The sequence below is a fragment of the Caulobacter segnis genome, from assembly GCF_023935105.1.
GTDB lineage: Bacteria > Pseudomonadota > Alphaproteobacteria > Caulobacterales > Caulobacteraceae > Caulobacter > Caulobacter segnis_B.
Genome location: NZ_CP096040.1, coordinates 2,656,476 through 2,667,799, shown reverse-complemented (window position 1 = coordinate 2,667,799; position 11,324 = coordinate 2,656,476). Strand labels below are relative to the sequence as shown.

9 protein-coding genes are annotated in these 11,324 nt (G+C 68.9%); 1 reads left to right on the top strand and 8 read right to left on the bottom strand.

The window, feature by feature from the left end; genetic code table 11:
• Positions 1-12: 12 nt before the first annotated feature.
• The 3 genes from MZV50_RS12655 to MZV50_RS12645 are packed head-to-tail and all read right to left on the bottom strand — an operon-like array spanning position 13 to position 4,197.
• Positions 13-972, bottom strand: a complete 960-nt coding sequence (locus MZV50_RS12655; protein ID WP_252635012.1) for a pectinesterase family protein — start codon at positions 970-972, stop codon at positions 13-15.
• Complete coding sequence (locus MZV50_RS12650; RefSeq protein WP_252635011.1) at positions 972-3,314, bottom strand: glycoside hydrolase family 95 protein; 2,343 nt, start codon at positions 3,312-3,314, stop codon at positions 972-974. Before MZV50_RS12650 ends, MZV50_RS12655 begins: the two co-directional genes overlap by 1 nt.
• Before the next feature lie 13 nt (positions 3,315-3,327).
• On the bottom strand, positions 3,328-4,197 hold the full coding sequence (locus MZV50_RS12645; RefSeq protein ID WP_252635010.1) for a rhamnogalacturonan acetylesterase: 870 nt from the start codon (positions 4,195-4,197) through the stop codon (positions 3,328-3,330).
• 428 nt (positions 4,198-4,625) lie between these two features.
• On the opposite strand from MZV50_RS12645, the gene MZV50_RS12640 reads away from it, so the two are divergent.
• A complete protein-coding gene (locus tag MZV50_RS12640) occupies positions 4,626-7,718 on the top strand; it encodes a TonB-dependent receptor (RefSeq protein WP_252635009.1) in 3,093 nt (1,030 codons plus the stop codon).
• Here the strand turns inward: MZV50_RS12640 and MZV50_RS12635 are convergent.
• The 5 genes from MZV50_RS12635 to MZV50_RS12615 are packed head-to-tail and all read right to left on the bottom strand — an operon-like array spanning position 7,715 to position 11,312.
• Positions 7,715-8,059: an L-rhamnose mutarotase gene (locus tag MZV50_RS12635; protein ID WP_252635008.1), complete on the bottom strand. Its 345-nt coding sequence runs from the start codon at positions 8,057-8,059 to the stop codon at positions 7,715-7,717. The two genes, MZV50_RS12640 and MZV50_RS12635, sit on opposite strands and share 4 nt — an antisense overlap.
• A 1-nt stretch (position 8,060) precedes the next feature.
• On the bottom strand, positions 8,061-8,789 hold the full coding sequence (locus MZV50_RS12630; RefSeq protein WP_252635007.1) for an SDR family oxidoreductase: 729 nt from the start codon (positions 8,787-8,789) through the stop codon (positions 8,061-8,063).
• Between the two features lie 11 nt (positions 8,790-8,800).
• On the bottom strand, positions 8,801-10,006 hold the full coding sequence (locus MZV50_RS12625) for a UxaA family hydrolase (RefSeq protein WP_252635006.1): 1,206 nt from the start codon (positions 10,004-10,006) through the stop codon (positions 8,801-8,803).
• Positions 10,003-10,302 carry a UxaA family hydrolase gene (locus MZV50_RS12620; protein WP_252635005.1) on the bottom strand — a complete coding sequence of 100 codons (300 nt, stop codon included), beginning with the start codon at positions 10,300-10,302 and terminating at the stop codon, positions 10,003-10,005. Before MZV50_RS12620 ends, MZV50_RS12625 begins: the two co-directional genes overlap by 4 nt.
• The gene (locus tag MZV50_RS12615) at positions 10,299-11,312 is read right to left on the bottom strand and encodes an aldo/keto reductase (protein WP_252635004.1); all 1,014 of its coding nucleotides are present in this window, start codon (positions 11,310-11,312) and stop codon (positions 10,299-10,301) included. Before MZV50_RS12615 ends, MZV50_RS12620 begins: the two co-directional genes overlap by 4 nt.
• Positions 11,313-11,324 lie beyond the last annotated feature (12 nt).

Sequence of the window (11,324 nt, the reverse complement as noted above, 5' to 3'; positions counted from 1 at the left end):
GGATGCTCTACTCTAGGGAACCCAGCCGTCGGGGCCGGCCAGGAAGGTCTTGCGGTCCCAGGCCCTGGCCTGGTCGGCGGTCAGCTGCTTGCTGCGCGGCTCGCGGGTCGTCGGGCTCGCCCCCGGACCGGTCGAGGCGTATTCGGCGAAGGTCGCGGTGCTCAGGGTCTCGGTCTTGCCCGGCGTCCATTCACGCCAGCCGGCCTTCTCCAGCGGCGCCTCGATGCGCGAGCGCATGAAGACCACCGTCGCCAGCGGCCGCCAGGCTCGCCCGAACCAGATCTCCTTGGCGTCCTTGTCGGCTGTGATCAGGCAGCGATCGAAGACGTAGGCGCTATCCTGATCGGGCCGCACCTTGCTCTGGGCGGTGATCATCACCGTCGGGTGGGCGATTCCGTGGATGTGGCAGCGGTCGAAGAAGGCCTTGGCGTCGCCGAAGATGAAGTCGACATGGCCCTCGACATAGCAGTCCTTGAAGTACTGCCGGCTGGGCTTGTCCTTCTTGGAGGCGGCGTACAGCGTGTCCTGGGCGCCCAGCAGCCGCACCCTCTCCAAGACGGCGCGATCGGCGGTGATGGCCAGGGCCACGGCCTGGGACGGGTTCGGGTCCTTCAGGTGGTAGTCGTTCTGGATCGTCAGGTTCTTGGCCCGGAAGCCGTCGCCCGAAACGTTCATCGTGAACGACTTGAAGGTGCCCCCGGCCGTGCGCGCGCCATCGCTCCAGACGATGACCACATCCTGGGGCTTCGCGCCCTTGCCGATGAGACGGACGTTCGGCTTGGCGATCGTCACCTTCTCCCGGTACTCGCCGGGCGCCAGCTCGATCGTCCCGCCGTCGTCCGGCAGCGCCTCCACGGCGGCGGTCAGGGTCCTGTAGGTCGCTTTCGGGCCGACCCGCAGGGTCTCGGCCCCGGCGACATCCGCCAGGACCGTGGACAGCAGCACGGCCAGGAAGAGGCGCTTGCCGATCATCAGGCTTTCACCAAGGCGCCGTTTCGCAACGTCAGACGCGCGCTCTGGCCCGTCTTGAGGTCGAGCTGCAACGTCGAGCCGGCATGGACCACGGTGTGCTTACCGTCGGCATTGGCGGTCAGCACCGCTTCGGTCAGCTTGCCACCCGCCCAGCGAACGTCGACGCCGACCGCGCCACGCGCCCGCAGGCCGGTGATATGGCCGGTCGGCCAGGCCGACGGCAGGGCCGGCAGCAGGTGGATGCGGTCGTTGCGGCTCTGCAGGACCATCTCGGTCATGCCCGAGGTCCCGCCGAAATTGCCGTCGATCTGGAACGGCGGGTGGGCGTCGAACATGTTCGGATAGGTCCGCTCGGGGCCCAGCAACAGCTTCAGGATGCCGTGGGCGTGATCGCCCTCGCCCAACCGCGACCACAGGTTCAGGCGCCAGGCGATGGCCCAGCCGGTCGAGAGGTCTCCACGCGTCACCAGGGTCTGCTTGGCCGCCGCCGCCAACTTGGGCGTGGTGTCGATCGAGATCTGGTCCGAGGGGAACAGGCCGTAGAGGTGCGAGACGTGACGGTGGTGGATGTCCTGGGCGTCGGCGTCCCAGTCCTCCTGCCATTCCTGCAGCTGGCCGTTCTTGCCGATCTTGTACGGGGCCAGCTTGTCACGCGCCGCCTTCAGCTCGGCGACGAAGGCCTGGTCGGCGCCCAGAATGGCTTCGGCCTTCAGGCAGTTGTCGAACAGGTCGCGGACGATGGCTTGGTCCATGGTCGGGCCAGCGACGATGGAGGAGCCGTGGCCGTGGTCATTCTCCGGCGAAATCGACGGGTTGGTGACCAGCACCCCGAACTTCGGATCGACCACCAGGGTGTCGAGGAAGAACCGCGCCGAGCCCTTCATCAGCGGATAGACACGCGCCAAATAGACTTGGTCGCGGTTGTAGTCGTAGTGGTCCCAGACGTGCTTGCAAAGCCAGGCGCCGCCCGTCGGCCAGACCCCGAACTTGGCGCCGTCGATCGGAGCGGTAGCCCGCCACAGGTCGGTGTTGTGGTGGGTAACCCAGCCGCGCGCGCCGTACATGGCCTTGGCCATCCGCGCGCCGGTCTCCGAGATGTCCTGAACCAGGGCGATCAGCGGTTCGACCAGTTCCGGCAAGCTGGTCGGCTCGGCCGGCCAGTAGTTCATCTCGGTGTTGATATTGATCGTGTACTTGCCGCCCCAGGGCGCGAACGTCTTGTCGTTCCAGATCCCCTGCAGGTTTGCCGGCTGGCTGCCCGGACGCGAACAGGCGATCAAAAGATAGCGGCCGTACTGGTAGTACAGCGCCGACAGCGACGGGTCGTCGGTGGTCGGCGATTGCTTGATCCGCTCGTCGGTTGGCGACAGGTCGGCGCGGGTGCGGCCGAAATCGACTCCGACACGGCGGAACAAGGCCCGATGATCGGCCTGATGGTCCGCCAGCATCCTTGTCCACGGCTTGCCGGCCAGCTTGGCCAGGGTCGCCTTATTGAGCGCCGTCGGATCACCCGAGACGTCGTCATAGTGGCGGTAGCTGGTCGCCGCCGCGATCAGCAGCACCACCTCGTCGGCGCCTTTCACCGACAGCACGCCCCCCTGCCCCGTGACCTTGCCGCCCTTGGCGCGCACATCGACGCGGCACTCGAACCTCAGCTTGGCGTCGACGCCCTGCGAGGGTTCGTTGACCCCGGTCAGGACCAGCTGCGCGCCCTCGACCGTGGAGACCGGCTTGGACTTCAGGGGACTGGCGAACGACAGGTCGACGCTGATCGCGCTCTTCCTGCTGGCTGTCAGCCGCACGGCGATGACGCCGTCCGGCGCGCTGCCGATCACTTCGCGAAGGTAGCGCACGCCGCCGGCCGTGAAGCGGGTCGTGGCGATCGCGCCGTCGATGTCGAGGTCGCGGACATAGTCGGCGCCGGCTTCGGCCAGGCCCGGGAAATCCAGCTTCAGGTCACCGATCGTCTGGTATGACATCTGACGCTTGGGAACGCCCATGAACTTGGCGTCGGCCAGCTCGGTGGCCTTGGCGTATTCGCCCGCGTCGATCAGGCGGCGGATCTCCGGCAAGGCCGTCTTGGCCTCCGGATTGATCGGCTCGTAAGGGCCGCCCGCCCACAGGGTGTCTTCGTTCAGCTGCAGCCGCTCGACCGCGACGCCGCCGAAGATCATCGCTCCCAGCTTGCCCGAGCCGACCGGCAGGGCCTCGACCCACTCCTTGGCGGGCTGGCGATACCAGAGGCGCAACGGCGAAGCCTTGGCCTGGGCGCGCGCGGGTGCGGCGGTCAGGGCCGAGGCGGCCCCCAGGACGGCGAGTGTCGACCGGCGGGTCAGGGTCATGGCGGAACCTAGTTCAACGGATCAGGTAGCGGCGCAGGGCCGGAACGGACTTTGACAGTTCGTCGGTGACGATGGCCGAGAAATAGTCCGCGCCGACGACGCCCAGATGCGTGTAGTCGAACGACAACCTGGCCTGGCCCATCGGCTCGACGGCGGCGTTGTTCTGCGGGGCGCCCGGCGCGGCCGGGACGCCCGTGCTGGCGGCGATGGTCGTGCCGGTCTTGGCGGCGGCCTCGATCACCTCGGCCGACGGCGGGCGCTGGGCGAACTTCATGGCCTCGACCGGCCCCATGGCCTGGACCGCGGCCTGGCTGCGGGCGTGCAGGTCGACCAGCGGGGTATTGGTCTGGGCGGCGATCTTGCGGACGGCGTCGGCCCAAGGGCCCAGATCATCGATCAGCTTGCCGTCCTTGAACTGCCGGCGCGTCAGGGGGGTGACCAGGATCGGCTTGCCGCCAGCGGCCCGCACCTCGTCGACATAGCGCTTCATATTGGCCGGAAACTCGGTGGCGAGATCGGTCGAACGGCCTGGCTTGCCCGGCTGGTCGTTATGGCCGAACTGGATCAGCACATAGGTGTCGGTGAAGCCGCCGGACCTGATCTCGTCCACGGCCAGAGCCCACGAGCCCTCGGCCCGGTAGTTGCCGCTGGAGCGACCGCCGCGCGCCAGGTTGATGCAGGCCGCGAAAGAGGTCACGTGCCAGCCGCAGAAGCTAGGCCCCCAGCCGCCAAGCACGGCGGTGGTGGAATCGCCGACCAGCACGATCTTGATCGCCTTGAACCTGGCCGGCGCGGGTTCCTCCGCCAGGCTCGCCGTCTGGGCGTGCGCCACCAGCGGCGTCAGCACAAGGGTCGTCGCCAGGGCCAGGGCCTTCAAACGCATGGGCTACTCCAAGGAAGGATGGGCGACGCGGTGAAAGGACCGGCGCCGCCCAGTTGGCGTCTCGGGGGAGACGGTCCGGCGCCTAGAGCGGCGAAATGTTCGGAAAGACGTGGGCCGGAGCATCGACGGCGATCGGCTCGCCGGATGCGCTCCAGGCGGTGCGGTTCGACGGCGTGAACATCGTGACACTCCCCATTTTTGCGCGGCCCCTTCGGACCGTCGTTCACCGGATTGCTGTTACCGGTGTCATTTGAGATAAGCATGGCCCGAGGGCCGATAAAAGCGGAAAGTTACCGGTAACTTTCGGAAATTCCTGGATTTTCGCCGCGCTGGAGGAGCTTGGCCATAACAACGCTTTCAGCCCGTCGATCCGCACGAAAAACATCTGGATCGCCCGAAAATCCTGGCGTGTCCTTGATCGGGGCGCGATGAGGCCCGCTCCGCTGTCGGCCACTGCGCTGGTCCTAGCGCTGGCGAGCGCGCCGGCCCTGGCGGCCCGGCGCCCGGTGACCTTCACCTTCGATCAGCCGGCCCAACCCTTGGCCGGCGCGCTGCTGGCCCTGTCGGAGCGAACCGGTGCGGTCGTGCTGGCGCCCGCCCCGCTGATGGCCGGACGCCAGGCCCCGGCGTTGCGAGGAACGATGTCGCTGCCGGCCGCGCTGGGGACGCTGCTGGCCGGCGCGCGCCTGACCTTCGTGATCGGCGCGGACGGCGTGGTCACCATCGCGCCTGCGCCGTCGAACCTGCGCCCGGCGTCGAAGGCGCGCCCCTCATCTTCGCCGACGCCGCGCCGGACCGACGAGATCCCGGCCGAGGTGGACCCCGTCAAGGTGACCGCCGCCGCCCTGGCGGCTCAGCCAGCCCTTCTGAAACGTCGGACGCCCTCACCCATCGACATCCTGACCGAGGACGAGATCGCCCGCTCCGGCGCGCTCAGCCTGGGCGACGCCCTGCGCGAACTGCCGGGCGCGGCTGCGATCAGCGACGGCGGCGAGACGCGCCAGATCGCCATCCGGGGCGTCGCCAGCCGCTTCACCCGCGTGCGCATCAACGGCATGGAGACCCTGGCGACGTTCGGCGGCGCCAACGCCGGCGGCGGCACCAACCGGGGCCGGGCCTTCGACTACAACGTCTTCGCCGCCGACCTCTTCCGACAGATCCGCCTGCAGAAGACCGCGACCGCCGACATCGACGAAGGCTCGCTGGGCGCGACGATCGATATCAGCACCCGCTCGCCGTTCGACCTGCGCGACAAGAGCGTCCTGCTGTACGGCGAGCAGACCTGGAACAGCCGCGCCGACCGCCTGGCGCCGCGCGGCTCGATCGTGCTGTCACGGCGCCTCGCGGACGACCGGTGGGGCGTCCTGGTCTCGGCGGCCTGGTCGCGTCGCTACGCCGTCGACGCGGGCAGCACGGCCGGTGGCTGGCAGACGGGCGATGCGCTCTATCCCGGCTTCGGCGCGACCACCGGCGGCGCGGACCTGGCCAAGATCAACGCCGCCCTGCACGCCCGCATCCCGCGCCTGGAATTGATGACCGCCGAACAGTCGCGCCTGGGCCTGACCGCGGCGCTGGAATGGCGCCCGGCAGACGGGACCCGCGTGGCGTTGGACCTGCTGTACGCCACGCTGAAATCCAGGCGGAACGAGTACCTGCTGGAGAGCTTCACCTTCCGCACCGCCGGCGCTTGTGGACCCGACGCGTCGCCGGCCTGCGGGCTGAACGGCGTGACCGCGATCAATCCCGTGCTCCGCGCGGGCGGTGGCCCGGACGTGTTGATCGCCGGCACGTTCGACGGCGTCGACGTCAAGTCCGAGGCCCGCTACGACGAGCTCGACACCATCTTCCGCCAGGCGACCCTGTCGGCCACGCGAAGGCTTCCGGGCGATATCGAGGCCACCGCCCTACTGGGCTTCTCGCGCTCGGACTTCAGCAACCCGGTTCAGAACACCTTGCACCTGAACCAGTACGGCGTGAACGGCTTCGCCTACGACTTCCGCGACCGCGCCCATCCCTTCGTCGGCTACGGCGACGCGGTCCTGGACCGGTCTTCCGCCTGGACGCTGTCGGAGTTCCGCGACGATCCGAACTGGGTCGACAACAGCTACAAGACGGCCGGTCTAGACCTGAAGGGCGACACGGGCGGCGTCGAGTGGCGCGCCGGCGTGCTGCACAAGGACTACCGCACCGAGGCGGTCACCCTGTCGCGCTCGAATGGCACGATCGCCAATCTGAACAATGTGCTGCCGTCGGCGCTGGCCGCGATACCGGTCGCCGACTACGCGCGAATGGTCGGCGCGGGCGCGTCGTTCGGCGCCGTCGATCCGCCCGCCGGCTGGCTGACGCCCGACGTCCCTCGCGGCCTTGGCCTTCTGCGGCAGGCCTGCGCCCTGACCAGCTGCGGCGCCTTTCGCCTGGGACCGGAACCGGTCGCCGCGACCAACTACGCGATCAGCGAGCGGGACGACGCGGCCTATGTTCTGGTCTCTCGCCCGCGCCGGACGGGACGCCGACTTTGGGGCGACGCCGGGCTTCGCCTGGCGCGCACGGCGCAGAACGCGACGGGCTCGCAAGTCCAGGCCGATGGCGCGCTAAGACCCGTCCGCGCCCGGCGCAGCTATAGCGACGTCCTGCCGTCGGCGAACCTGGTCTGGGAGCCCGCCGACGACCTGACCGTCCGCCTCGGCGCGGCCCGCGTCATGGTGCGTCCGGACCTGCGCAGCCTGCGGCCGGGCTTCACCATTTCAACGACCAGCCTGAAGACGGTTTCCGCGGGGGATCCCACCCTCACCCCAACCCGCGCGACCAATCTCGACCTCGCCGTCGAATGGTTCGCGCCGAACGGCGGGGCGATCACCGTCGCGGCCTATCACAAGTCGATTCAGTCGGTGGTTCAGATGACGATCACCCAGCCGGCGCCCTTCTCGGCCAATCCCTATGGTCTGCCCGACAGCGCCGCAAGCCTGGCCTGCGGCGGCGCGGCCGGCTGCGATCCGGCCCTGCCCATCTGGCAGTTCGTCCGCCCGGCCAATACCGGCAAGGGCAGGCTGAGCGGTCTGGAAATCTCGGCGGTCACGCCGCTGGGCGCGCCCGGTTCGCCCCTAGGGCCGTGGCGACTGCAGGGCTCCGTGGCCTATACGCGCTCGGAAATTCGTTATCGGATGCCCAGCGGCGACATCGAGGCGATCGAGGACGCCCTGGGCGGACCGCGCCTGGTCGGCAATCTGGCGCTGGTCTATGACGGCCGTCGCCTCGACGCACGCGCCGCCGTCAGTCACAGCGACAGCTACCTGGCGTCCGTTCCCGCTCAAAGCGGCGGCGACGCGGAAGGCGTCGGGGGCAGGACCACGGCGGACATCTCTGTGCGCTATCGCCTGTTGCCGGGGCTGACCCTGACGGCCGACGCCATCAACCTGACCGACTCCGTGCAGCGCCAGTTCATCGATCGCAGCGAGATTCCCAACTATCAGCACCGCACCGGGCGGGAATTCCGGCTGGGTCTGCGCTACCGGTATCTCTAGGGCTGCTCATCAAGGGCGAAGATCCGCTGCATCGGCAGCCACTTTTCCCCTATCGCCGCGCCAGGCAACGGCCGCTGGAACTCCCACATCAGCCGCTCCCAGGCCTGGACGTCCTCGGACGCCATGTCGGCGGCGGCCTTGGCCTCGGACGAAAAGGCCGGGCCGGTCTCCATGATCATGAACAGGCGGCTGCCGATCCGCCAGATCTGCATGTCGCGGATGTCGGCGGCGCGGATCGAGGCGATCACCGCCGCCGGCACGGCGCCCGGCGCGTGCCAGGCCTCGTAGCGCGCGATCAGCGCCGGGTCGTCAGCGAGGTCCAGGGCCAGGCAATGGCGCATGTCAGTTGATCCAGCCGCCGTCGATGATGTGGATCTGGCCGGTCGTGAAGGCCGACTCGTCGCTGGCCAGGTAGAGGGCCAGTTGGGCCAGTTCCTCGGGCTTGCCCAGGCGGCCCATCGGCTGTCGGGCGGTGAAAGCCTTGTGGGCGGCCTCGTAGTCGCCAGTGTCGGCCAGGCGCTGGTTTAGCGACGGGGTGTCGACCGTGCCAGGACAGATGGCGTTGCAGCGGATCCCCTGCCCCACGAAGTCGGCTGCCACGGCCTTGGTCAGGCCGATCACCGCCGCCTTGGTGGCGCCATAGGCGAAACGGTTGGGCACGCCTTTGATCGAGCTGGCCACCGAGGCCATATTGACGATCGAGCCCCGCCCCGCCTCCAGCATGGCCGGCAGGAAGGCGCGGATCGTGCGGTACTGGGCCGTGACGTTGATGTCGTTCGAGAACGCCCAGGCCTTCTCGTCACAGTCCAGGATCGTGCCGGCGTGGACATGGCCGGCGCAGTTGAACAACACGTCGATCGCGCCCAGCTCGGCGGCCAGGGTGTTGATGGCGTCGAGGTCCAGCACGTCCAGGCGGCGCGGCTCGCAGCCCTCGACCTTGGCCAGCAGGTCTTCGTTGAGGTCGGTCGCGATGACCCGCGCGCCTTCGCGAGCGAACAGCTCCGCGCTGGCCTTGCCGATGCCCTGCGCCGCCGCCGTCACCAGCGCGGTCTTGCCCGACAGTCTACCCATGGATACGCCCCTTAACTCGCGCGCCGCAGCGGCAGGCAGGCCGGACCGATCGGGTCGAAGGCCTTGTAGGTGAGGATGAATTCCTGATGGCCCAGGGCCTCGGACACTGTCCGCTGGCCACCGGCGACGGCGAGGACCAGGTCGAAGATCTCGTCGCCGACCTCATCCAGCGTGCCCCGCCCCTCCATGATCCGGCCGGCGTCGACATCCATGTCGCCCGACAGCTTACGGTAGGTCTCGGGATTGGCGCAGACCTTGATCACCGGCGAGACGGCCGAGCCGACCACCGAGCCCCGCCCAGTAGTGAACAGGGTCAGGTGCGCCCCGCAGGCGATCAGCTCGACGATCTCGGCGTTGTCCGAGATGTTGGGAAAGCCAAACCGCACCTCGCCGTCGGGCACCACGTCCAGCAGGTAGAGCCCGCCCGACGGCGGCAGGTCGCCGGGCTTGAGGATGCCGACGATCGGGGCCGAGCCGGACTTGGAATAGGCCCCCATCGACTTTTCTTCCTGGGTCGTCAGCCCGCCCTCGGCGTTGCCGGGCGCGAAGCTGCCGTAGCCCATGACGGTATAGTAGGCCTCGGCCTTGCGGACGCTGGCTTCCAGCGCCGCGCCCAGCTCGGGCGTGATGGCGCGGTCGGCCATGATCTTCTCGCAGCCGACCAGTTCGCCTGTCTCCTCGAAAACGCAAGCCGCCCCGGCCGCGCCCAGGCGGTCGAAGGCCCGACCGACGGCAGGATTGGCGGTGATGCCCGAGGTTCCGTCCGAGCCGCCGCAGATGGTGCCGATGACCAGCTCGGAGACGTCCATCGGCACGCGCGGCGTCTGGTCGGCGATCGCCTTGAGGCGGGCCACGGCCTCGACGCCCTTGCGGATCGTCTCGGCGGTGCCGCCGCTTTCCTGAATGATCAGGGTCTCGACCGGCCGACCGCTGGCGGCGATCGCCGCACGCAGGGCCTCGCGGTTGAAGCTCTCGCAGCCCAGCGAGATCAGCAGCACCCCGCCGATGTTGGGATGCGTCCCGATCGCCTGCATGACCTTCAGGGCGTAAGCATTTGGATAACAACCCGGAAAGCCGATCAGGTGAACGTCCGGATCGTCGCTGCGGGTCACGATGGTTCGGGCCACATGGTGGGCGCACTCCACCAGATAGGCCACGGCCACGACGTTGCGGATGCCCTTGCGACCGTCGGCGCGCTGGAAGCCTTGGATGCTCATCCCGCCTGATCCTCGCCCGTCGCCAACCGGGTGTGGCTGGCGATGTAGTCGCTCTTCATATTGTGCATGTGGACGTGCGCGCCAGCCTCGGCGGCGGCGGTCATCGAGCCGATCGGCGCGCCGTACTTCAGCACCTTTTCGCCGATGACCAGCGGATGGCGAGCGATCTTGTGGCCGACCGCAACGTCGCCGGGCGCGAGCAGAACCCGGCCGTCGATCTCGATCGCCTGGCCGGCGCGGATGGGCGCGGCCAGCACCAGGACGTTATCGTCGGGATGCAGCAGGATCGGCTTCATGCGGCGGCTCGCGTGACGGGAACGGGCGCGTCGGCGCGGACCAGACCCTCGCTCTTGAGATCCGACCACAATGCATCCGGAATAGCCAAGCTTAACCAGCGCATTGCATCGGCGACCTGATCCAGCGTCGCCATGCCGGGAATGACGCTCAGCACCGCTGGATGCGCCAGCGGAAATCGCAGGGCCGCCGCGGCCAGCGGCACGTCGTGAGCGGCGCAGACCCGGCGCAGGCGCGCCACCCGCTCGACGATCGCCGTCGGCGCGGCCTCGTAGTTGTAGTGCAGCGTCCCGCCGGTCTCGACCAGGGCGCCGGAGTTGAACGGACCGCCGATGACGATCCCCACGTTCCGCGCGGCGCAACGCGGCAGGAAGCTTTCCAAAGCGGTCTGCTCCAGCAGCGTGTAGCGGCCGGCCAGCAGGAAGACGTCCACGTCGGCGTGGTCCAGGATCTCCTCGCAGACCGCCTGCTCGTTGACCCCCAGGCCGATGGCGCCGACCACCCCAGCGTCCCGGAGCTCGCGCATGGCGCGGTAGCCGCCCTCCAGGAAATCGCGCATGTGACGGACATGAGCCTCGCCGTGGGTCGCCTGCCCCAGATCGTGGGCCAGCAGAACGTCGACCCGATCGCGCCGCAAGCGGCGAAGGCTGTCCTCGAACGACCGCATGACGCCGTCGCGTGTGTAGTCGAAGACCGGCTCGAACGGCGCGGCGTCGACGAAGCCATGGCGCTCGCGCGCGGACGTCGCGACCGGCTCCAGGCGGCGGCCAACCTTGGTCGAGACCATCGCGTCCCGCCCGGCCAGCGCTTCGCCCAAACGGGTCTCACTGAGTCCGAAGCCGTAGTGCGGCGCGGTGTCGAAATAGCCGATCCCGGCAACTAGGGCGGCCTCGATCACGCCGCGCGCGGCGGCGTCCGACAACGGGGCGTAGAGGTTGCCGACGGCCGCGCCGCCGAACCCCAGACGCGGCAAGCGCGCCAAGGTCTCCGAGCGCTCTTCGCCGCCTGCCATTCCCGCTTCCAT

Coding starts and splice junctions, on each gene's coding strand:
- MZV50_RS12655 (WP_252635012.1), bottom strand. CDS start 972: ATGATCGGCAAGCGCCTCTTCCTGGCCGTGCTGCTGTCCACGGTCCTG.
- MZV50_RS12650 (WP_252635011.1), bottom strand. CDS start 3,314: ATGACCCTGACCCGCCGGTCGACACTCGCCGTCCTGGGGGCCGCCTCG.
- MZV50_RS12645 (WP_252635010.1), bottom strand. CDS start 4,197: ATGCGTTTGAAGGCCCTGGCCCTGGCGACGACCCTTGTGCTGACGCCG.
- MZV50_RS12640 (WP_252635009.1), top strand. CDS start 4,626: ATGAGGCCCGCTCCGCTGTCGGCCACTGCGCTGGTCCTAGCGCTGGCG.
- MZV50_RS12635 (WP_252635008.1), bottom strand. CDS start 8,059: ATGCGCCATTGCCTGGCCCTGGACCTCGCTGACGACCCGGCGCTGATC.
- MZV50_RS12630 (WP_252635007.1), bottom strand. CDS start 8,789: ATGGGTAGACTGTCGGGCAAGACCGCGCTGGTGACGGCGGCGGCGCAG.
- MZV50_RS12625 (WP_252635006.1), bottom strand. CDS start 10,006: ATGAGCATCCAAGGCTTCCAGCGCGCCGACGGTCGCAAGGGCATCCGC.
- MZV50_RS12620 (WP_252635005.1), bottom strand. CDS start 10,302: ATGAAGCCGATCCTGCTGCATCCCGACGATAACGTCCTGGTGCTGGCC.
- MZV50_RS12615 (WP_252635004.1), bottom strand. CDS start 11,312: ATGGCAGGCGGCGAAGAGCGCTCGGAGACCTTGGCGCGCTTGCCGCGT.